The organism is Chryseobacterium sp. Mn2064, assembly GCF_049319685.1.
GTDB lineage: Bacteria > Bacteroidota > Bacteroidia > Flavobacteriales > Weeksellaceae > Chryseobacterium.
Genome location: NZ_JBMOUE010000003.1, coordinates 64671 through 88326 on the forward strand (window position 1 = coordinate 64671; position 23656 = coordinate 88326).

A 23656-nucleotide genomic window follows, 5' to 3' on the forward strand; every position below is an offset into this window, starting at 1 on the left:
AATACTATTTATCAGTTTTTCCAGAGATTTCTTTTGCGGGATTACCTATCACCACTACATTTTCTTTAATATCACAAATGACATTGCTTCCGATCCCAACCATTGTATGTTTTCCAACTTTTACTCCATTCTTAAAATTAGAAGAAGCTCCTAAATAACAATTTTCTCCAATTATGACGTCACCACAAATCGTATTATTTGCGGCAACAAGTGTATAGTCTCCAATTTTTGAATCGTGATGTACAACTGTATTGGGAAGAATGCATATATGATTTTCTATTTCAGCATTTGCAGTAGCTACTACTCCTGCCATAATAAGAACATTTTTTCCCACTTTCACATTCTTGCCGATCATAGCTTTAGGATGTATAATGGTTGTAAATCTGTCAATTCCTATTTGAAGACCATCAATAATTTGTTTCCTTTTCTTATAAGAAGCAGGACTGCCATTGACAGCCAAGACTTTTGCTTCAGGAAAATCCTGAAACGCCTCTCTGCCATACACTTTAATGCCATACTGTTCTGTTCCTATGATTGAGATATCATCAGAAATAAAACCGATACAGCATTGTTCTGCAGAAAGACAGTCTAGTGCCTCAATGCCAGTCCCGCTATAAGGAAATATTAATATTTCTTCTTTAGTTTTCAATAGATTTAAAGTATTCTGCTGTTCTTAAAATACCTTCTTCAAGATCTACTTTTGCTTCGAAACCTAAAATTTCTTTTGTTTTTGTTACACTTGGAATTCTCATCTCGATATCAGCACTTAAAGCATCTTTAAACATAATTTTGCTGCTGCTTTTTAATACTCGACACACAGATTCAGCTAATCCAAGAGTTGTAATAACTGTTCTCTGGTTACCTAGGTTAAAGCTTTCTCCAATTGCTTTAGGATCTTCAATACATCTGATTAGACAGTCAACGAAATCATCAACGAAACACCAAGCTCTGATTGCTGTACCATCTCCGTAGATGTAGATATCTTCGTTTTTAAGTGCTTTTTTGATGAAAATCTGTAAAGCACCTTCTCCGGTTTGTCCAGGACCATATACGTTGAAAGGTCTTACAGTTACCACTGGAAGTGCGTGTTGTTTGTAGTATGCGTGAGCTAAGTGCTCTCCTGCAAGTTTACTTACAGCATATACCCATCTAGCTTCTCCTACGCTTCCTGCAACAGCAGTATCTTCTTCTCTACTTTTGAAAGCATGGCTACCGAAAATTTCAGAAGTACTGAAATCTACAAATCTGTCTGTTACTCCGTTTACTTTTGCAGCTTCCAAAGCGTTTGCAGTTCCGATCATGTTTACGCTCATTGTTCTTACAGGATCTTTGATTACAGTATCAATACCTGCAATACCTGCTGCGTGCACAACAACATCAGCACCTTTCATGCTTTCTGTTAAAAATGGTAAGTCTAGAACATCCCCTTTGATGATTGTTAAATTTTCATGGTTAGCAACACCACTAGAACTCAAAGTATCTCTGTGAAAGTTATCATAAACAACAATTTTATTGTTCTCTATGTAATGCTTAATCAGAGTGTTTGCAATAAATCCTGCTCCTCCAGTAATAAAAATCGTTTTGTTAGTTATCATTTGAAATAATTTATTTATGATTAGTTATATTGTATTTACTATTTGTGAGATCTTATAAACAGTATCTTCTGTAAGTTTCTCATATAAAGGTATTGCAACTCCTTTCGAATAAGCTCTATAAGCATTCGGGAATTTTTCTTTATAGTCCAGATTGTATTTGTCTGCGTAATACTTCATTGCTGGAATGCACTGAGCTCCATAATTGGCCCCAATTTTATTGTTTCTTAAAAATTCAAGGACTTCGCTTTGCTGTAGGCTGTCATCAATCAAGACATGGAAAGTCTGCCATGTATGATTTCTTCCTTCCGGTACTACTGGCAAAGTAATCTTTGGATTTTTGATTTCTGACAGATAGATATCCGCCAATTTTTGTTTCAGTTCAAGGATATTATCCAATCTCTGAATCTGGCTGTGAGCCAATGCTGCCTGAAAATCTGTCATTCTGTAGTTGTATCCAGCTTCTACAAATTCCATTCTGCCATCCTGCATTTCGATACCATGATTTCTCAGGATTCTTACTTTAGCCGAATAGTCTGCATTATTTGTTGTCAGAATTCCTCCTTCACCACTTGTAATACTTTTACGCGGATGTAATGAGAATGATCCAAAATCACCAAATGTTCCTACTTTTTTATTGTTCTGAGTAGCTCCTAAAGCACATGCAGCATCTTCAATAACTTGAAGATTGTGTTCTTTAGCAATATTCATTACACCTTCAATATCGCAGGCTAATCCAAATTCGTGAACTGGAATAATCGCCTTTGTATTAGGAGTGATCGCTTCTTTTATTTTTGCAACATCAATATTGAATGTATTTTCATCAATATCTACAAAAACACATGTTGCTCCTACCAATTCCACTACATTCGCCGTAGCTACATAGCTGAATGCAGGTACAATCACTTCATCACCAGGGCCTATTCCTAAAGTAACCAATGCAAGGTGTAAAGTAGAGGTACCATTGCTTAAAGCTGAAGCATGAGCTGCTCCCAAATAATCGGAGAAGAAGTTTTCTAATAAACCTACGTTTTCTCCCTGTACCAACATTCCTGATTTCAATACATCCACCACACGGTTAATGTCTGTTTCATTAATATCCGGACTTGCCAGAGGAACAAAATTTGACAACATAATTAGTTTTTTAATTGGTAAATTCTTTCGATAATGTCTACTACTTTCAAGCCTTCAAGGGCGTTGGTAGTAATGGTATTTCTGCCTTTCAACACATCCACTACGTTTTCAATAATATAGTGGTGGTTTGCTGCAGAACCTTTGTACGCACCGTAATCGTTCCCTGGGTTAGTAGGTGCCAATTCCGGCATGATATAATCTTTTACATTACAAACTTCTACTTTATCCATATACTGTCCACCGATTTTAACGGCTCCGTTTTCAGCAATAATAGTCATAGAACTTTCAAGATTCTGATTCCATACTGAAGTGGAATAGTTCAACGCTCCCATTCCTCCATTTACAAAATCAAAGCTTACAAACCCTGAATCTTCGAAGTCTGTAAGGTTGGCATGGTTAAAGTCTGCAAATTTCGCCTGAATATTGGTAATGTCTCCAAATAACCAATACATGATATCAATAAAGTGAGAAAACTGAGTGAATAGTGTTCCACCATCCAGATTCAATTTTCCGTGCCATGATTCCGGCTTATAATATCTGTCATCACGGTTCCAATAGCAGTTTAGCTGAACCATATAAATTTCACCTAGTTTTCCGCTTTCTACCATTTCTTTTACCCATGCAGATGGCGGAGAATAACGGTTTTGCATTACGGCAAAAACCTGCTTATGTTTATGTAATGCCTGAAAGATCAGTTTTTCTGCATCCTGCTTGTTCAAAGCCATTGGCTTTTCTACCACAATATGTTTTCCGGCATCAATTGCTTTGTACGATTGTTCAAAATGGAATCCGTTTGGAGAAGCGATATTGATCACATCTACTTCAATGCCTGATTTCAAAAATTCGTCTAATGATGAAAAGAAAGGTACATCATAACTTTCGATTCCCAGCGCAGATTTATCTTTTACATCAATCAGAGCAACCAGTTCACACTCTTCATTTCTTGAGATCATTTCGGCATGTCTTTTTCCGATATGCCCGCAGCCTACGACTGCAAATTTTATTTTTTCAGCTATTTGCATCCTTGTTTAAATTTTCGAAACTTTATTATTGTCAAGTTGATATTGTTCTCCACTTTCTTCGCATACAGCGATGCCTTCTTCATTGAAATTAAGACGGTGTCCAAATTCGCTCATCCATCCCATTTGTCTTGCCGGATTTCCTACGACTAAAGCATAGTCGGGAACTTCTTTTGTCACTACGGCTCCCGCACCAATAAAGGCATACTTTCCAATATCATGTCCACACACAATTGTTGCGTTGGCTCCAATGGAAGCACCTTTCCCGACGTGGGTTTTTAAGTATTCATTTTTTCTGTTGACTGCACTTCTGGGATTGATCACATTGGTAAAAACCATAGAAGGTCCTAAAAAAACATCATCATCACAGATTACGCCTTCGTAGATGGAGACATTGTTCTGTACTTTTACATTTTTCCCTAAAATAACTTTAGGGGACACCACTACATTCTGACCAATATTACATTTTTCTCCTAGAATACAATCAGGCATAATATGTGAAAAGTGCCAGATTTTAGTTCCGGCTCCTATTTTACATCCTTCATCTATAATAGCTGTTTCGTGTGCAAAAAAATCCGACATATTGTATTGATTGTTATTGATTAAAAAAGTTTTTGATCTCAGCAATAATATAGTCTGAAGATTCCTGATCAAATTCTGTATGTACAGGAAGTGACAGTACCTCCGAACAAAGCATTTCTGTAACCGGAAGGCTGAACCCCTCTTCTACATACTGCTGAAAAGCTTCCTGCTTATATAACGGAAGCGGATAGTAGATCATACTTGGAATATTTTTTTCGCCAAGATATTGTTGTAAGGCATCTCTCTTTCCGTTTTTCACTCTTAATGTATACTGGTGGAAAACGTGAGTAGAGTGCTTTGCTCTTTCCGGAACCTGAATTTCTGAAATACCAGCAAGGTTTTCATCATAATAAGAAGCCATTGTATTTCTAGCTTCTGAATATTCGTCAAGTTTTGTAAGTTTCACTTTAAGAACGGCTGCCTGGATGGTATCTAATCTAGAGTTGCAACCCAGAACTTTATGATGGTATTTTTTCTGCTGACCGTGGTTGGCAATCATTCTTATCTTTAATGCCAGTTCATCATCATTGGTCATCAAGGCCCCACCATCTCCGTAGCATCCTAAATTTTTTGAAGGGAAGAAAGAGGTACACCCGATATGTCCTATCGTTCCGGTTTTCTTTACGCTACCATCTGAAAAGGTATAGTCTGAACCAATTGCCTGAGCATTATCTTCAATTACAAAAAGGTTATGCTTCTCTGCAAATTCGATGATATTTTCCATGTTGGCACTTTGTCCGTATAAATGAACCGGAACAATTGCTTTGGTTTGAGGAGTGATGTATTTTTCTAATCCATTGAGTTCGATATCAAAGGTATTTTCATCTACATCTACCATGACAGGCTTTAGTCCTAAAAGACCAATAACTTCTGCAGTGGCTACATAAGTAAAGGCAGGACAAAGGACTTCATCACCAGGCTTCAAGTCAAGTGCCATCATTGCGATCTGCAATGCGTCTGTACCATTGGCACATGGAATGACGTGTTTTACGTCTAAATATTTTTCAAAATCCTGCTGAAATTCTTTTACTGCAGGACCATTGATGAACGCGGTATTATCAATACATTCCTGAATACCGGCATCAATTTCGTTTTTTATTTTCTGATATTGACCTTTAAGGTCAACCATTTGAATTTTCATATTTATATCTGTTTTGGATATCATACAGAAAGCGCTGGCTTTATTTTTCTATAAGCTCACTTATTTTGTTTCCAATAGCAAAGCATGAGGTTGCAGCAGGGGAAGGTGCATTTCTGACATGAATGATATTTCCGTTTTTCACGATATCAAAATCATCAATTAATGCGCCGTTTCTGTCGCACGCTTGTGCTCTTACTCCGGAACCTCCCGGTACAAGGTCGCTTTCCTGTATTTCAGGCATTAGTTTTTGTAAAGCTTTTGTAAACGCAGATTTCGAAAGAGAACGATGAACTTCTCCCATTCCTGTTTTTCCGTATTTGGCTACAATTTTTCTAAAACCTGGCCATGTTAAAGTCTGCATGGTTTCATTAAAATCGAAATCAAAAAACTTATAGCCTTCTTTTCTGAATGCTAAAACGGCGTTAGGACCGGCTTCGATATTTCCGTCGATCATTCTTGTAAAATGAACGCCCAGGAAAGGGAAACTAGGATCCGGCACAGGATAGATAAGATGCTTTACGAGATGCTTTTTCTCATCTTTTATTTTATAGTACTCACCTCTGAAAGGAATGATAATGACATCATTCTTTTCGTTGGTCATTTTTGTGATTTTATCTGAGTAAAGACCGGCACATGAAATCAGTTTCTTTGCTTTAAATTCTGACTGATTGGTTTTGATGATCACTTCAGAATCTTTATTGATAATGTTTTTTACTTCATTATTAAACTTCACTTCACCTCCCAGCTCTTCAAAGAGTTCTTTTATTTTTTTGGCAACGCCAGGATAATCTATGATCCCGGTTTGCGGAACTTTAATGGCTTTTATTCCTTCGCAATGAGGTTCTATTTCACGGAATTCTTCTCTGGAAAGGTATTTCAGATCCTGAAGACCGTTTTCTACTCCTCTTTTATAGATATTATCTAATAAGGGAAGTTCTTCCTGAGAAGTAGCTACGATAATTTTTCCACAAAGGTCATATTTGATTCCGTATTTTTCAGCAAAATTAATCACTGAATTGTATCCTTCTATGCAGTTGGTTGCTTTAAGGCTTCCCGGCTTATAATATATCCCGCTATGAATTACTCCACTGTTGTGCCCAGACTGGTGTAATGCTACATCTTTTTCTTTTTCTAAAATAAGAATTTTAGAATCAGGGTTTTTACGTTTAGCCTGATACGCGGTGGCCAGTCCTACGAGACCTGCACCTACGATTACAATATCATAATTCATTGTCTGTTACAATCTTGCGTCTACCAAATTTCTGTCTAAACACGCTTTGGTATCAAACACCACTGCATTGTCTTTTTTCAGGGTATTAAGATCCATTTCAAGGAACTCGTTGTGAGAAACGGCAATAATCAGGGAGTCATATTTTTTACCTTCAATAAGGGTATCTAGAATAGTAATTCCATATTCATGATTCACTTCTTCTTTGCTTGCCCAAGGGTCGTAAATGTCTACATTCACTCCATAGTCTGAAAGTTCTCTGTAGATGTCTACTACCTTTGTATTTCTTACGTCCGGGCAGTTTTCTTTAAAGGTAACTCCCAGAATCAAAGCTTCTGAATCTTTGATCACTCCTCCTTTTGCAATAAGAAGCTTCACTACTTTAGAAGCTACGAATTTCGCAATAGAGTCATTCACTCGTCTTCCTGATAAGATAACATCCGGGTGATATCCTAGCTGTTCTGCTTTATGAGCAAGGTAATAAGGGTCTACTGAAATACAGTGTCCTCCTACTAATCCTGGTTTATATTTCAGGAAGTTATATTTTGTTCCGGCAGCTTCCAATACATCGTTGGTATCGATACCTACTCTGTCGAAAATCAAAGCCAGTTCATTCACAAAAGAGATGTTAACGTCTCTCTGTGCATTTTCAATAGCTTTTGACGCTTCCGCTACTTTGATGCTAGGTGCTTTGTGGGTACCTGCAGTGATAATTTTTTTATAAAGCTGATCTACTTCTTCTGCAATTTCTTCGGTAGAACCAGAGGTTACTTTTTTAACGCTTGTAAGAGTATTTACTTTATCTCCTGGGTTGATTCTCTCCGGAGAGTATCCTACAAAGAAGTCTTCATTGAACTTCAGTTTTGAATATTTTTCTAAAACCGGAACACATTCTTCTTCTGTACATCCAGGGAAAACAGTAGATTCATAGATAATGATATCTCCTTTTTTGATGATCTCTCCCAACATTTTTGAGGCAGAAATCAAAGGATTTAGATCCGGTGCGTTGTATTTGTCAATAGGTGTAGGAACTGTTACAATAAAAACATTGGCATCTGAAATTTCGGAAAGCTGGCTTGTAGATCTGTATCCTATAGTTCCGTTTGATTCTTTAAATCTTTCAAGACCAGTACTCAGTTTGTCAAGGTCCGCTTCAAGAGTGATGTCCTGTCCCTCATTCAGCTGCTCTACACGCTGTGCGTTGATATCAAATCCTAATACAGGATAATGAGCGGCAAATTCCAGTGACAATGGAAGTCCTACATAGCCTTGTCCAATAACTGCTATTTTATATGTTTTCATCATTAACTAAGTTTATTTTTTATTTTTTGAAACCATGTTTGTTCAACTTTATTATTATATCCGTAACCGTATTTGTTACTATAGCCTAAGTTTTCTCTGTTTACGTCATTTACAACAAATCCAACATTTTTGATCTTCTTCTGCTCAATATTGGTATTGGCAAAGTCTATCAATGCTTTCTCTGTATACTTAGATCTTGATACGTAGATTGTAGCATCGGCAAAATCTGCAATAAGGAAAGTATCGGTAACCAGAAGCAATGGAGCTGTATCCAAAATGATATAATCATATTTAGATTTAAGTTCATCCAACAATGCTTCGTAACGTCCGTTAGATAATAATTCTGTTGGGTTTGGCGGAATCATTCCTGAATAGATCACATCCAAATGCGGGTTGAAAGATGATACATGGATAATATCTTCCATTTTGGTATCATCAGAATAAAGATATTCAGTAAGACCAATTAGTCCTTTTCTAGCCGGGTTATATCTTTGTAATTGCGGGTTTCTGATATCGGAACCAATAATGATCGCTTTCTTTTTAGGGTTAGCTAAGGTAAGGGCAAGGTTTACAGAAGTAAATGTTTTACCTTCACCTTTCACGGTAGAAGTTACAAATACCACTTTACCACCGCTCTTATCTTTAGGAAGCATAAAATTCATATTGGTAATAAGAATTCTGAATGCTTCTGCCATTGGAGTAATTTCATTCATTCGAACAACTTCAGATTCTCCTTTTTCAAGACTTGGCAATTCTCCGATAATAGGAGCTTTTACCAATTTCTCCACATCATGTTTAGTAATGATTTTGTTGTTGAAGATGGTAGACAGATATACAATAAGGAAAGGAATAAGGAATCCTAAGAATAATGCCGAAATAAGTACCACTTTTTTGTTCGGTGCAATAGGGCTTCCGGATGCATATGCCATATCGATAACTCTCGCTTTAGGAGCATTAATAGATTCTGCAATAGCCGTTTCTTCTCTTTTCTGAAGTAATAAAAGATATAAGTTTTCTTTAATCTGCTGTTGTCTTTCAATACTTCTGAACATTTTCTCTATAGAAGGAAGTTTAGAAATTTTACCTGAAACTTTATTCTGCTCCCCCAAATATTCATTTCTGGCTAGCTCAAGTCCGGTTTTGTTTCTTTGTAAACTCTGCTCTATAGACTGTCGCATAGTATTGATCTGCTTAGTAAGATCTACAACAGTTGGGTTTTCAGGAGTTGCAGATTCTAGCAATCTGTTTCTCTGAAGAATAAGTTGATTGTAAGTGGAAATTCCGGCAACAGCTTCAGGACTGTTTAACCCAACATTGGAAGGCAGTGCCTGATATTGTCCTTGTCTCCCTACAAAGCTGATTAATGCATTTGTAAGTTCCAATTGTGCATCTACATCTAGCTGTTTAGCTCTTGCCGCCGCAGAACTTTCTAAGCTAATTTTAGCTTCGGTCTCAAGGTCGGTAAGGTTATTTTGTGACTTAAAGGTTTCTTTTTGATTTTCAACATCTCCAAGTTCACCAGTAAGTTTTTTAATTCTGTCTTCAATAAAGTCTAATGTTTTTTTAGATTCTGAGTTTTTATCCAAAATAGCATCTCTGTTGTACGCTACTACAAGAGCATTAAGAACATCTTCTGCTTTTGTAATCTCCGGATAACTCATATCCAGCATCAGTACTGTTGCATCTTTATTGATCAAACTTACGGCTAACGCACCTTGTAAAATTCCTACTTTATCATCTACGCTTGAAATGTAAAGTTCCAGATTATTGGTTTCTGCATCCTTTACTGCAGATGCATTATATTTATCATTTTTCGTAATGATGATATTCGCAAAAGGAAGGCCGATCGTTTTACCAAAAGTAGTAACGATTTCTTTTTTAGGCTTTTCTGTACTTACGGTAAGTTTATTTCCTTCTATTTTTAAATTAACAGGAGTTGGAATTCCCGGTTTTTCGTTGATTACTCTCACTTCAATAGGAGAAGTTTCTTTGTAAAGCTCAACTTTTCTAAGTTTAGATTTGGCATAGATATCAGTCTGAAGATTCTGATTAATGACTACTTCTCTCATTAACCTTTTAGATTTCAGAATTTCTATTTCATTGGCTATACTGTTTGTTTTCAATCCTCCGAAACCAGAGAAATCTGGTAAAACCCCAAGCTCGTTCCCCATCGGTGAAGATGAGTTTTTAGCATCTTTTACAAGTACGGTAGTCTGTACATTGTAAACTGGCGTCATAAATTTCAACGAAACATATCCTATTATTAAAGCTACCAATGCACTCAGTACAAACCATGGCCATTTTCTTAAATAGGGTTTTATTATTTCATTAATATCAATACTACTCGAACTATTTTCTACTTCTAAAGATGCTGAAGGCTGTTTGGTGTTCATTAATTTTTTTATTTCTTAAATAAACTTATTACTACTGCTACTGCGGTGATTGCTATAGACGCTGCTGTAAGATAAAGGGTCGTATTTGGATTTTGTTTAGAGGTAAGATCTCTCACTTTATTAGCAGAAACAATAACGGCATCACCTTGTTTCAGATTATAATACGGTGAATTAATCAGATTAGCATCCTGAAGATTAACACGGCCATGAGAAACCACTCCATTTTCTGTTCTGATGATTAATACATCATCTCTTTTTCCATATTGTGTTAAATCTCCGGCAAGCCCCAAAGCATTCCAAATCGTTGCATGCCCACTCGATACGACATAATCTCCCTGTCTGTTTACTTCTCCCAGAACAGTAACTTTAAAGTTAGCAAGTTTTATATTGACAGTGGGGTTGATCACATATTGGGTCATTCTTGTTTTGACTTCATCTTTAAATTCCATCATTGTCTTCCCTGAAGTATTCAATTTTCCCAACACAGGAAAGTCAACATCTCCGTTGGCATCCACAATATAGGTTGGTCCTGAAAGTGCAACAGTTCCTTGATTAGGGGTATTTCCTCCTGCCAAAGCATTGGTTTGAACAAGTTCTGATGAAGAATAATTTTGATTAAAAGGCTTTACCACATCCATGTCCTTTGCTGTAATCAGGATAATAAGCTGATCCCCTACCTGGATTGTATTGGCAGAATTTTTGGCAGAGGCACTGATGGCCGTCTGTTCTATATTCTGCATATAATTCAAATCATTTTTCGCATTGGGATTGACTTTACAGGAAACAACCAAAGACGATGCCACTACTATTGCCAATATTTTACCTCTCATTATTTTTTAAAATTGTACAAATATACATTTATATTTTTCTATTTATCCAGAGCCTCATAGATGGAATTGTTACTCCTAAATTCTGGAACTATTGTTTTCAAAATTCTTACAACTTCTACTTTATCTCTTCTTAAAGAAGCTTTAGTAATTTGTTTTGTAAGGGTATCTATTTCCTCAAATCCCATAGAAGGATCTTTGGAGATCATAATCTTTTCATTATGGGTAGGAAGTGTTTTCGCGTCATCGCTTAAAAGTTCTTCATACAACTTCTCACCAGGTCTTAATCCTGTATAAATAATCTTGATATCAATATTAGGTTCAAATCCTGATAGCTTGATCATTCTTCTCGCCAAATCAAGAATTTTAACAGGTTCACCCATATCAAATACAAAGATTTCTCCTCCCTCTCCCATTGTTCCAGCCTGAAGAACAAGTTCGCAAGCTTCCGGAATGGTCATAAAGTATCTTACAATATCAGGATGGGTAATCGTTACCGGACCTCCGGCCTCAATCTGCCTCTTAAAGTGAGGAATAACAGAACCATTGGATCCTAATACATTTCCAAATCTTGTAGTGATAAACTTGGTAACGTTCCCTTCTACATTCTGAAGAGACTGTACAAAAAGTTCTGCAGCACGCTTAGAAGCACCCATTACGTTAGTAGGATTTACAGCTTTATCTGTAGAAACCATTACAAATCTGTTTACTTTATATTTGCTGGAAAGTCTTGCCACAATCTTAGAACCCAGAATATTCACAAAAATAGCTTCGTGGGGGTTTTCTTCCACCAAAGGTACATGTTTGTATGCCGCAGCATGATATACCATTGAGAAATTATAATGCTGGAACAGAGATTCCATTCTGTGCTGGTTTGAAACATCTCCCAAAACAAATTTGAAGGCAATGTGAGGAAATTTCTCTCTCATTTCCAGCTCAATATCGTACAGTGGGGTTTCTGCCTGATCTAGAACGACAATCAGTGAAGGATTGAAAAGCGCAACCTGTCTTACAATTTCGCTACCAATAGAACCTGCTCCACCAGTTACCAAAACTGTTTTTTCAGAATGCCTGCTTCTTACTTTTTCGTTTTGAATTTTAATAGGTTTTCTATTCAGCAAATCTTCGATCTGAAGATTTCTGATAGCGCCTCCTACGTCACTGTCTCTCAATTTCTGTACGGAAGGTGCTTTGAAAATATTAAGGTCTTTTTCCAGAAATAAGTTTACCCATGAATTCACTTCATCTCTGGCCATCATTTCTTTTACAATCAGAACTCCGTCAAGAATCAGATCTTCTTTGGTATGTTCTTCAATTCTTTTCTTTTCATAAATAGGCTTTCCCAGCAAAGAAGCTCTTTTAGAATCGGTTCTCTGTGTTAAAAAACCAACTACCTGATAAGGAAGGCTTGGGTTATCAAGAATAGCTCTTGCAATAGCAATAGATTGTTCATCAATTCCTAATACCAATATTCTTTTTTTCAGTGCGCTTCTTCTGTATTCTCTTACGACATGGAAGAATTCTTTAACATACAGTCTGAAAAGAAAAAGCCCCATGAATGAAATGACAAAATACAAGATCAGATAAGGAGTCATTATAAATTTACTCCCGGTAATCCAGAAATAAAACATATTGATAGTTCCCACCGCCAGCATTGTACAAAAGCAAGAGATAAGAAGTTTGAACAGGTCGATAAATGTAGAATGGCGGATGATACCGGCATATGTTTTAAAGAGATACATAAAAGCCGTATTCATCAAGATCATAAAGACAAATACGATGCTTTTATCTTCATGATAAATAAATTCCCGCTGAGTAATTTTCTCGATAATGTAAGTAGAAAGAAACAGGGATATAACCAGAATAATAATATCTATTACGAGTATTATCCATCTAGGAAGATATCTTACGTCTGAGAGATTGACAACATTATCCCCTCCAAATATTTTTTTCCTAAGAGAATTATACATTGTCTTTATTTGTGTCCATATTTAATTAAAATAAAATATCTAATCAACCCGCCCATCAGCGATAATTCCGATACAATCATGCAAAAATAAAATAAATTTATCTCAATATGTCGAAATCTAAAAATAAATTTGATGGTCTCTTTTTGAAATTCAATAATTCCATCTGATATAGCAAAGTGCAGCGACAAAAATCATACCATAAAAACTCTATGTAAAGTGATATGTGTTCATAAAGAGCTGCTAATTACAAATGCTTTTCTATAAAATATTTATTAAATCTCTATTTATCAATCGCTTCAATAAATTGATAAAATTATGTAAAAAAAAACGTATTCACATTTTAAAATTCATTAATATTTAGTCAAAAATATTAATAATTTTTTCATATTCAAAACCTTTACTCATCAAATATTTTATTGTCTTAGTTTTTTTTTGATACTCTTTCAAACCAGATTGTTTAGCGTAATAATCCTCGAATATTTTCCGAATCGTATTGGTATAATCCTCTTCAAAAATCTCATCAAAACATGAGCTGATGAGCCTTTCAGAAATCTGCTTTTGCTTCAGATTCATTTTGATTTTGTTTTTCCCCCAATGCTTTATATAAAATTTGCCTCTGATGTAGCTTCTTGTAAATCTTTCTTCATTCAAAAAATTTTCTTTGAGAAGATAAAGCATGATTTCTTCTTTAGCTTCATCTATCAGGAGGAATTCTCTCATTTTCTGTTCCACTTCGTAGTGGCAGCGATCCTGGTAAACACAGTAGTTGACTAGTTTTTGTTTGATTTCGTCAAAGGTAAAAGTTTTTTTTTCCATTCGGTATAAAAAAAGAATGAGCGATCGCTCATTCTTTGTATTATATTGTAAAGCGCATTAATAGTTAAATAGAGCTTTACCTTCCATTAATTCGTTAACCTGCTTTCTTACAGAGGCAAGTACTTCTTCATTTTTGATATTATCTACCACGTCAGAAATTAATCCTGCAATAGTATCCATATCATTTTCTTTAAGTCCTCTTGTTGTGATCGCAGCAGTTCCCAATCTGATTCCAGATGTTGTGAAAGGTGATTTATCATCAAAAGGAACCATGTTTTTGTTACAAGTGATATCAGCAAGTACCAGAGCTTTTTCTGTTTCTTTACCGTTTACCCCTTTATTTCTAAGGTCTACCAACATAAGGTGGTTATCTGTACCTCCGCTTACAATATCAAACCCTCTGTTGATCATTGCACTAGATAATGCCTGAGCATTTGCTCTCACTTGTTTTGCGTAAGTTTCGAACTGTCCGTCCAAGGCTTCTCCGAAGGCTACAGCTTTACCGGCAATCACGTGTTCAAGCGGCCCTCCCTGAATTCCTGGGAATACTGCTCCATCCAATACCTGACTCATCATTTTTGTTTCTCCTTTTGGAGTTTTGTGGCCGTAAGTATTTTCGAAGTCTTTCCCCATCATGATCATCCCTCCTCTTGGTCCTCTTAACGTTTTATGAGTTGTTGTTGTTACTACGTGGCAGTGCTCAAAAGGTGAATTAAGTAATCCTTTGGCAACTAAACCTGCAGGGTGTGCGATATCAGCCCAAAGTGTAGCTCCGATCTCATCAGCAATTTCTCTGTATTTAGCATAATCAAGATCTCTTGAATAAGCAGAGAAACCAGCGATCAACATTTTTGGTCTTTCTCTTAATGCTACTTCTCTCATCTGATTGTAGTCGATAAGACCAGTTTCTTTTTCTACCCCGTAAGAAACTACCTGATACTGAATTCCTGAGAAATTTACACCAGAACCGTGAGTAAGGTGGCCTCCCATGGAAAGATCCATCCCCATGATTTTATCACCTGGTTTCAAAACTGCAAGGTAAATAGCAGCATTCGCCTGAGAGCCTGAATGCGGCTGAACATTCACATAGTCAACACCAAAAAGCTCTTTTGCTCTGTTGATAGCTAGTGTTTCAACCTCATCTACTACTTCACAACCTCCATAATATCTTTTCCCGGGATATCCTTCAGCATATTTGTTTGTAAGTACACTTCCCATCGCTTTCATTACGTTTTCAGAAACAAAGTTTTCTGATGCAATAAGCTCTAATCCATGGGTTTGTCTTTGTCTTTCTTTTTCAATCAGGTCGAAAATAATGTCCATTTTACTTTTAGTTTTTGAAATTTCCTCCCCAAATGTACGGAATTTTCAGTGAGATTATGATATTAAAAAAAATGATTTTTTAACACAATCTACAGGAAAAGTAAAAAGGTAATTACAATATTTTATAAAATTTATCCTATCAAAGAGAATCTTAGAATTCGTCTTCGCAAAGCTCTTTATTCACCATTGCTCCTGCAAAATTACCCTGAGCTGTTGCATTGGCTACAGACCTCATCATGGTAACGTTATCTCCACAGGCAAAAACACCGGGAACAGTTGTTTTCTGCATAGCATCTACTTTGATAAAACCTTGTTCTGTAAACTCACAGCCCAAATGTTCTGAAGCATCAAAATTTTGCTGAAAAGGAATTTTCGCATACAAAGCTTTTAACGGAACAGACTTCCCATTTTTGAAAACGATATTTTTAAGTTTTCCTTCATCATGTTCTATACATTCAATTTCATCCTCGTTGATATTGATCTTGTTCTGAGCAAATTTGTCAGACTGTTCAGCTGTAAGTGCCGATTTCCCGTTCGTGAAAAGAGTCAGCTTTTTTGTCAGGTTAAAAATCATCTTGGAGAATTCATAGGCCATTTCTCCATTGGCAAGAATCCCGGTCTCTTCATTTCTAACCTCATAACCATGACAGTATGGACAATGTATGACTGATATTCCCCAAGATTCAGCAAATCCGGGAATATCCGGCATTACATCTTTAATTCCTGAAGCAAGAATTATTTTCTTCGCCTTGAACTTTTCGCCAGATATTGTTTCAACTTCAAAACCGGTTTCTTTTTTTGATGCTTTTAAAGCAGTTCCATCGTAAAAGTGAACGGTATTATATTTTTCGACATCTTTTTTGGCAAGTTCACCAATTTCTTTCGGTGTTTTTCCGTCGTGGGTAATAAAGTTGTGGGAGTGTGGAGTCTGCCTGTTGCAGGGTTTATTGTCATTGATAATTAAAACTTTTCTCAGGGATCTTCCTAAGGCCATTCCTGCAGATAATCCGGAATAGCTTCCTCCTATGATAATAACGTCGAAGTTTTTATTTTCCATAATTGATAATTGGTAGTTAATACTGCAAATTTAAAACAAAAATCACTATTGCAACAAAATTGCAATAGTGATTTTCTATTTTGTTTTTAAAGAATTTTAAAATAGTTCTTATATTATCTGCTTTTAATTTTTACCATTTCATCTTGCAGTCTTTTCCGTATGTCTATTTTAGCTCCTTCAAATCTGAAAACTGTAGTTCCATATTCTCTGGCAAACTTATTGTCAACAAAACCTGCAATTTTAGAGTGTTCGAAAAAAGCTCCTGTTTTTTGTAGTTCATCTTCGGGACGGTCTTTAACTCTGATCAGGTTTTTATATTTTTTACTTAAATCAAACCAATTGATATAATCCGCATTGAATGAAACTGCTTTTATCCCTTTGGTTGAGTAATAGTTGATGGCTCCTGCCTGTCCGTAATTATCACAAAGTACGAGTGTATTTCCTGTTTTTGACAAGCTGGTATATTCATGATCTACTTTTTGGGCCAATTCTTTCCAACCCAGCATATCAGCAAAATCTTGGGGCAATGCATGATCTTTCCCATCTTCCCAACGTAAGTCTCCAAATTTCGAATAGATTTCCGGATGGCTTGCAATAAATTCCGGGCTTTTATTAGGAAATGAAACATTATACATAGGAATAAACAAAATTACCGGATGCAGAAGGCAAACGGGTTGAAGAAAACGTTTCCATCCATTCTTAAGAAGATGCCCAAGGTAAACAGAACCAAAAGCTATATAAATAGGGTAAAGTCCGATTGCATAGTAGTTTTTTGCCTTAAAAAAGACAAACAGTCCAATCGTTATAACAAATCCCCAGAAGAAAAAACTCAATTTTTCAAATGGTTTGTAAAACAGTAGAGCATAAAAACCAAAAAGAATCACAAAAGCTACTCCTATAAAGAAAAGAAGTTGAGATTTGAAAAAATCGAATCTGTCTACATTCACCAATTGGGTATCGGCAAGTTCCTTCATATGATGAATAACAGGAAAGCCATTGTTGTACTGCCAAAGAAGATTAGGTAAAATAATCATAAACGCCAAAAGTGCAGCGCCATACAGATGAGGGTTGGCAAAAATTTTTCTTTGTTTTGTCATCAAAATTGCCGGAAGAAAACCTAATGCAAGAAATACAATATTATATTTGCTCAAAATCCCTATTCCAAAAACGAGTCCTCCCCAATAAAGCCACTTGATTTTCTCTGTATTCACATATAGTATTACAATATAAAAGAAGAGAGTCCAAAAAAGTATGTCCATCGAATTAGGCTGAAACAGCATATTGATGCGAAGTAAGACGGAAAACAGGAGTCCTAAAGAAGCCAGTACAAGTGCAAAAAGACTGCCCTTTAATTCTTCAATAGCCTTCCAGACCACCACCATGGTAAAAGCACCCAATAAAGCAGGAAAAAACTTCACCCAAAATTCAGAGTTACCCAATGTTTTGATAAGCCATGCCAACCATGAGCTCACCGGAGGAACCGATAAATATCCCCATGCCAAATGATTCGCCTGATCCAAATGCAGATATTCATCTCTCTGCAATTCATACTCCGGGTTGATCAGGATATATTGAAGAACAAATTTTGCAACGACAAAAAGTAAAAGTATCAGGTAGCGTTTTTTCATGGGTTATAATTAATAATTAAATGTAAGACATTTTATCGCCGCTTTTCGTTACATATTTTCTTTAAAACTTTCATTATACATAAAAAAAATCCCAAAGAAAGATCTTCAGGATTTAACAATTTAAAAGTATATAGTGTCGTTTATTATTTTGCTTTTGACTTTTCTTTTAATTCTTCTTTGTCTTTATCAGACGGGTTCCAAACTTTCACTTCGGAATCTTTATTAATATCTGATCCTGGAAGAATCTGCACATTGATACCATCGCTTGCTCCAAGTTTAACATAGGTCTTCTTGAATTTCCCATCTTTTTGTTTTACTTCTACGAAAGGAACATCTTTACCTTGTTTCTTTTCGTACTGTACTAAAGACTCATCCAGAAGTAATGCATTTTTCTGAGAGCTTAAAACAATTTCTCCGTTGGCAGAGAAACCTGCTCTGATATATTCATTATTAGGATTGCTTACGTTACCTTCTACCGGAAACTTGATTGTTCCTGCGTTATCTTTACCTTTAGGTGCAATCATCGTCAGTTTACCAGGGAAAGTTTTATTTTGTAAAGCTCCGATCACGATATTCATATCCATTCCTTGGCTTAGTTTTCCTGCCTGAGCCTCGTCGATTTCTCCTTTAAAAATCAATGCATTCAAATCTGCTACTGAACAGATGGTAGTTCCCGCGTTAAAGTTATTCGCTTCAATCACCTGGCTTCCTGGTTTTACAGGCACTTCAAGTACGGTACCTGAAGCTTTGGAACGGATCTCTGTAGTTGCTAATCCTTGCCCCTGAAGTTCTGGAGTGGCTCCTGTTTTAGCAATCTGTAATCTTTTTTGAGCGGTATTCAATTGCTGTTGAGCATTTTTCAAAGTTTGCTGCTGAGAGAACAGCTGCTGCTGGGAATTAAGAAACTCCTGCTTGGAAGCAACGCCTTGCTTGTAAAGTTTCTCCTGCATCTCAAACTGCTTCTGCATATTTCCTACATTCATCTGGGCATTACTGATCTGGATCTGCGCATTCTGAACTTCCTGCTGTGCAGCATTTACTTCAGAGATACTTGGAACAATTTTCACTGTTGCAATAAGCTGTCCTGCTTCTACTTTATCTCCTTCTTTTACCAGAATCTTGTCTATAATCCCTGCAATATTGGGCTTAATCTCAATTTCCTCTTTGGGAACAATTTTTCCTGTTGCCATCACCTTATCATCCATATTCTGAACGGTAGGTTTACGGGTAAGGAAAGCTTCTCCTTCTTTTGAGTTTGATTTCACAAGATAGCCAATCCCTGAGAACAATGCCACTGCAAAGAAAAGCCCCAACACAATATAAATGGCTTTTTTCCAAGTGAATTTCTTTTTCATATGTATAGTTTATTTTTTATTAAAAATTGAATGGTTTAAAAATGAAAAGATGAATGGGTTGATCATTTTATTTTTAAATTAATTATTCTGTTCTTAAAGCTTCAATAGGTCTGATCTTTACAGCTCTCTGCGCGGGAATCATTCCTATGATCAATCCCAAAACGACCATTACTGCCATTGCGGCAAAAACATTTCCATAATTCACTGTCGGATTATAGAATGGGAAGGAATCCTGGCCTTGGGTGACTGCATTTAAGATCATCAAAACAAAAATCCCAAACATAAAACCGAGTAGCCCCGAAGAGAGTGTGATAACAACACTTTCCAACAAAATCTGATTTCTTACTTCTGCCGGCTTTGCTCCTAAAGCTCTTCTGATTCCTATTTCTTTCGTTCTTTCTTTTACGGTGATTAACAGGATATTTGAAATGGCAATTACACCGGCAAGAATGGTGAGTGTTCCTACAATGATGGTTAGTAGCTGCATTCCGGTAAGAAAACCTGTCAGTTTTTTAAATTCTTTGCCAAGGTTGAAGCTTCCAAAAGCATTGGTATCTTCCGGGGAGACTTTGTTTTTTGTTTTTAAAGCCTGCTTTACGTCTTCTTCTACTTCATTCACGTTGGCGTTGGGCTTACTCACAATGGCAAACATATCAATCTGGTCCCCTGCATTATACATTTTAGTATAAGTGGAAAGTGGGATAAAGGCCGTCTGGTCATTTTCAAAACCGCCTCCTTTTTTTACTCTGAATACTCCAATAACATTAAAGAACAATCCTTTGATATTGATAGACTGACCGATTGGGTTTTCTTTTTTCTTAGAATCGAAGAAGTTCTTATAAATTTCTTCACCTATTACCACCACATTTTTGTTCCCGGAAACATCGGCATCGTTGATGTATCGACCGAAAATAAGTTTCTTTTCTGAAATTTTATTTCCTACAGAGTAATCTCCCGTCAAAGAATAAGTAGCACTTTTACCATTTCTGGACATTGATTCTCCCGGTGTTCCGGTAAAACTTCCTCTTGCATTCTGAGGTGATATATAATCTACCTGTGTAACTTTTCTTTTCAGCATTTCCATATCGGATAAGTTCAAATGAACTTCTCTGCCTTTGGGAAATCCTTCGTAAGGAATAGAGGTTCTCTGCGCCCATAGAAAGATAGAATTGGTGGCAAAACCCGAAAACAGTTTATCGAAACCATTCTCCATTCCTTTAGCCGCACCAAGAAGGCTTACATATAAAAACATCCCCCATCCTACTCCAATCATGGTAAGGAACGTACGAAGCTTATTATTCCTTAATGAATAATAGATCTCCTGCCAAGTATCTTTTTTAAATATGATATTCACCTTTTTGAATTATTGAGTTATAAATTCTAATCGTTTTTTCTATTGTGTGTTTGCCTGATTATTCTGTTCTTAATGCTTCAATCGGTTTAATTCTTGAAGCTCTGTAAGCGGGAACAAATCCTGCTACAAGACCAGAGAAAATCAAAGCAATAAATGCCATGAAGATTGCTCCCCATCCTACGCTTGGACTTTTGATAAAGAACTCCTCAAGGCTGTCTCCAATGAGACTGAGTGCCAAAACTCCTACTCCTACTCCAATGAGCCCGGAAACAACCGTGATGACAACACTTTCCTGAACAATCAAACCGACAATTCCACTAGGTTTTGCTCCAATGGCTTTTCTCACCCCAATCTCTTTGGTTCTTTCTTTTACAATATATACCATGATATTACTGATCCCTATAATTCCGGCCAATAATGTTCCCAACCCAATAAACCCAACAATAGCTGTAAGTACTGCCATAAAGGTGAAGGTATCGTTCATGTTTTTAGCATTATTCCAAACACGAATTCCGTTTTCGTCATCGGGAGAAACACTTTTTCTTGCTTTCAGCTTATCTTTTAATTCATCTCCATATTTAATGGCTTGTTCGGGAGTCAGTTTATCACTATATGATATATAAGCAATATTGATGGTATCCGAACCTTTCTTCATCTGTTGTAACGTGGTAATAGGAACTGTAATATGTCTTTCATCCCAGTCACCTCCGTCATCCGAGAATACCCCAACTACTTTGAACATGGTTCCGTTGATGTCCAGCTCTTTTCCTACAGGACTACCATTCTTGATCAAATCTCTCTGAACCATTCTTCCAATAACGGCAACATTTTGCTTGCCTTCGAGATCACGGGGAGTAATATATCGGCCATCAATCATTTTTCTGTTTTCAATGATCTGCTCTCCCGGTTCTGCTCCGTGTACCTGATAGGTACCACTTTCTTTTCCATATTTTACCATTAAACTGGCATTATATCTTGGACTGGAGGCTCCTACATTTTGCTTCTCAGCATTGATCAGGAAATCGTAGTCGCTATTATTCATTGTCACGTTACGATCCGACTGTAGTCCTTTATAAGCCAAAGTCGTTTTCCCTGTAACAATGGTAATAAGGTTTTTAGCATCTCCTGAAAATCCTTCAGAGAAAGCATTTTGAAGGCCCTTTCCAATTCCAAAAAGAACAATAAAAATAAACAGTCCCAAGGCTACCGTGAACCCTGAAAGCACCGTCCGAAGTACATTACTGCGGATAGAACTGAATATTTCCTGCCAACGATCTAGGTCAAACATAGTTTTTATTTTTTTACTTTGTAAAAAAGTCAATTAGCTGTGCGTTCAATTTTCTTTGAAGTCAATTAACTGCGTTGTCAATTTTATTCTTAGCTCAATATGATTACATTGCCAAAGCCATTTTCACATGTCTACTCTCTTTTTAACATTTTACTTAATAAGATAAATGTTGTCTTTATCAAATTTTCTATTTTTCGCAATTCTTCTCTTTTGATGTAATTACAGTCTATTACTATATCAAAACAAGAATCTAATTCAATAACAGAACCTCTTGCGATTTCAAAATACCTCTTTCTTTCGAGTTCTGATCTTCTTGAACATCCTTCAGTAATATTTAATACAACCGAAGTTGAAGCTCTCCGTATCTGATCAATTATGTTAAACTTTTCATGATTCGGAATCTCAGCCAAAATTTTGTAGCATTCTATTCTTAATTCTCTGGCTGATTGATAAACATCAAGTTTATAATGGTTCAGATTTAAAAACATTTATATCTTTTTTCATATTCATTTGTGTGTGTTATAAATTATTTGTCTTTCTCATTGAAAAATTCACTTGCGAAACAAAATTGACTATTGAGTATTCACTTATAATACAATCTGCTTAATAAATTCATCACTTTCAATGATTCCGTCTTTCAGCACTACATTTCTTTTGGTTTGTGCAGCAACATCAGGTTCGTGGGTTACTACGATGATTGTTTTTCCTTCATTGTTAATATCCTGAAGAAGTTTCATAATATCATGAGTCGTTTTGGAATCTAACGCCCCTGTAGGTTCATCCGCCAATACCACTTTAGGATCGGTAATCAAAGCTCTTGCAATAGCAACTCTTTGCTTCTGTCCTCCGGAAAGTTCACTAGGAAGGTGATTCGCCCATTGTGCCAATCCTACTTTTTCAAGATATTCCATTGCTTTCTGATTACGTTCTTTTCGGGGTACATTTTGATAATATAAAGGAAGAGCAACGTTTTCCAGAGCAGTTTTATAGTTGATCAGATTGAAAGACTGAAAAATAAATCCCAGAAATTTACTTCTGTATTCTGCTGCTTTTACTTCAGATAAATGTTCGATAGGAACTCCATCCAGCTCATAGGTACCTGAATCTTTTTCATCCAGAATTCCAATAATATTAAGAAGTGTAGATTTTCCGGAACCGGAACTTCCCATAATAGAAACAAACTCGCCCTCAGAAATCGTAAGATTAATTCCCTTCAGAACATGAAGCTTGCTTTTCCCTGTATCGTATGACTTATGTAAATCCTGAATTACTAACATTAAGTGATGTATGTTTTATACCCAATAAGTAGATGATATTTTCAAATTGTTACAAGAAAGAAAATTTATTCAAATATTTTTTTGTTTAACAGTTTATTCCTTTATTCATAATATTTTACAAATTATTGTTTAATCGTAACTTAGGTTTTACACCCATTTATCAGCAATATTGCGGTCTAGCCTATTGTTCTAGCCAGTTTCATGTAAATGTGGAAAACTTTTGAAGCTAAAAGTCAGCCTATTAGTATTTACCTCTTTTAAAATCAGTTCTTTTTTTCGAACTTTGTATCTAGTTCTTTACAAGAAATATGGAATTGTGAAAGTGAATAACTAAGATTCACAATAATCAGAAACACAAAAAGTTAAGTAT

General features: G+C 36.2%; 20 protein-coding genes. All 20 read right to left on the minus strand.

What is annotated here, in order from left to right:
• Window positions 1–4 precede the first annotated feature (4 nt).
• Window positions 5–649: an acetyltransferase gene (locus ACL9RH_RS12805; RefSeq protein ID WP_422693762.1), complete on the minus strand. Its 645-nt coding sequence runs from the start codon at window positions 647–649 to the stop codon at window positions 5–7.
• Window positions 639–1595 (minus strand): NAD-dependent epimerase/dehydratase family protein, encoded by a 957-nt coding sequence (locus tag ACL9RH_RS12810; RefSeq protein ID WP_422693763.1) that lies wholly within the window; start codon window positions 1593–1595, stop codon window positions 639–641. Before ACL9RH_RS12810 ends, ACL9RH_RS12805 begins: the two co-directional genes overlap by 11 nt.
• A 24-nt stretch (window positions 1596–1619) precedes the next feature.
• Window positions 1620–2726, minus strand: a complete 1107-nt coding sequence (locus tag ACL9RH_RS12815) for a DegT/DnrJ/EryC1/StrS family aminotransferase (protein ID WP_422693764.1) — start codon at window positions 2724–2726, stop codon at window positions 1620–1622.
• A gap of 2 nt (window positions 2727–2728) precedes the next feature.
• The gene (locus ACL9RH_RS12820; RefSeq protein ID WP_422693765.1) at window positions 2729–3748 is read right to left on the minus strand and encodes a Gfo/Idh/MocA family protein; all 1020 of its coding nucleotides are present in this window, start codon (window positions 3746–3748) and stop codon (window positions 2729–2731) included.
• Window positions 3749–3754: 6 nt separating this feature from the next.
• Window positions 3755–4327: an acyltransferase gene (locus tag ACL9RH_RS12825; protein WP_422693766.1), complete on the minus strand. Its 573-nt coding sequence runs from the start codon at window positions 4325–4327 to the stop codon at window positions 3755–3757.
• 13 nt (window positions 4328–4340) lie between these two features.
• On the minus strand, window positions 4341–5468 hold the full coding sequence (locus tag ACL9RH_RS12830) for a DegT/DnrJ/EryC1/StrS family aminotransferase (RefSeq protein ID WP_422693767.1): 1128 nt from the start codon (window positions 5466–5468) through the stop codon (window positions 4341–4343).
• 40 nt (window positions 5469–5508) lie between these two features.
• Window positions 5509–6699: an L-2-hydroxyglutarate oxidase gene (lhgO, locus tag ACL9RH_RS12835; protein ID WP_422693768.1), complete on the minus strand. Its 1191-nt coding sequence runs from the start codon at window positions 6697–6699 to the stop codon at window positions 5509–5511.
• 6 nt (window positions 6700–6705) lie between these two features.
• The gene (locus ACL9RH_RS12840; protein WP_422693769.1) at window positions 6706–8001 is read right to left on the minus strand and encodes a nucleotide sugar dehydrogenase; all 1296 of its coding nucleotides are present in this window, start codon (window positions 7999–8001) and stop codon (window positions 6706–6708) included.
• Entirely contained in the window at window positions 8001–10391 is a 2391-nt protein-coding gene (locus tag ACL9RH_RS12845; protein ID WP_422693770.1) for a GumC family protein, read from the minus strand. Before ACL9RH_RS12845 ends, ACL9RH_RS12840 begins: the two co-directional genes overlap by 1 nt.
• An 8-nt stretch (window positions 10392–10399) precedes the next feature.
• Window positions 10400–11221 (minus strand): polysaccharide biosynthesis/export family protein, encoded by an 822-nt coding sequence (locus ACL9RH_RS12850; RefSeq protein WP_422693771.1) that lies wholly within the window; start codon window positions 11219–11221, stop codon window positions 10400–10402.
• A gap of 38 nt (window positions 11222–11259) precedes the next feature.
• Entirely contained in the window at window positions 11260–13188 is a 1929-nt protein-coding gene (locus ACL9RH_RS12855) for a polysaccharide biosynthesis protein (RefSeq protein WP_422693772.1), read from the minus strand.
• A 357-nt stretch (window positions 13189–13545) separates the two neighbouring features.
• The gene (locus ACL9RH_RS12860) at window positions 13546–14004 is read right to left on the minus strand and encodes a regulatory protein RecX (RefSeq protein ID WP_422693773.1); all 459 of its coding nucleotides are present in this window, start codon (window positions 14002–14004) and stop codon (window positions 13546–13548) included.
• A gap of 57 nt (window positions 14005–14061) precedes the next feature.
• Window positions 14062–15327 carry a serine hydroxymethyltransferase gene (gene glyA, locus ACL9RH_RS12865; RefSeq protein ID WP_422693774.1) on the minus strand — a complete coding sequence of 422 codons (1266 nt, stop codon included), beginning with the start codon at window positions 15325–15327 and terminating at the stop codon, window positions 14062–14064.
• Between the two features lie 151 nt (window positions 15328–15478).
• Complete coding sequence (locus ACL9RH_RS12870) at window positions 15479–16384, minus strand: NAD(P)/FAD-dependent oxidoreductase (protein WP_422693775.1); 906 nt, start codon at window positions 16382–16384, stop codon at window positions 15479–15481.
• A gap of 113 nt (window positions 16385–16497) precedes the next feature.
• Window positions 16498–18012 (minus strand): glycosyltransferase family 39 protein, encoded by a 1515-nt coding sequence (locus ACL9RH_RS12875; RefSeq protein ID WP_422693776.1) that lies wholly within the window; start codon window positions 18010–18012, stop codon window positions 16498–16500.
• Between the two features lie 143 nt (window positions 18013–18155).
• Window positions 18156–19367: an efflux RND transporter periplasmic adaptor subunit gene (locus ACL9RH_RS12880; protein WP_422693777.1), complete on the minus strand. Its 1212-nt coding sequence runs from the start codon at window positions 19365–19367 to the stop codon at window positions 18156–18158.
• 82 nt (window positions 19368–19449) lie between these two features.
• The gene (locus tag ACL9RH_RS12885) at window positions 19450–20721 is read right to left on the minus strand and encodes an ABC transporter permease (RefSeq protein WP_422693778.1); all 1272 of its coding nucleotides are present in this window, start codon (window positions 20719–20721) and stop codon (window positions 19450–19452) included.
• Window positions 20722–20779: 58 nt separating this feature from the next.
• A complete protein-coding gene (locus tag ACL9RH_RS12890) occupies window positions 20780–22009 on the minus strand; it encodes an ABC transporter permease (RefSeq protein ID WP_422693779.1) in 1230 nt (409 codons plus the stop codon).
• Window positions 22010–22140: 131 nt separating this feature from the next.
• Window positions 22141–22497 carry a four helix bundle protein gene (locus ACL9RH_RS12895; RefSeq protein ID WP_422693780.1) on the minus strand — a complete coding sequence of 119 codons (357 nt, stop codon included), beginning with the start codon at window positions 22495–22497 and terminating at the stop codon, window positions 22141–22143.
• A 99-nt stretch (window positions 22498–22596) separates the two neighbouring features.
• A complete protein-coding gene (locus ACL9RH_RS12900) occupies window positions 22597–23286 on the minus strand; it encodes an ABC transporter ATP-binding protein (RefSeq protein ID WP_422693781.1) in 690 nt (229 codons plus the stop codon).
• Window positions 23287–23656 lie beyond the last annotated feature (370 nt).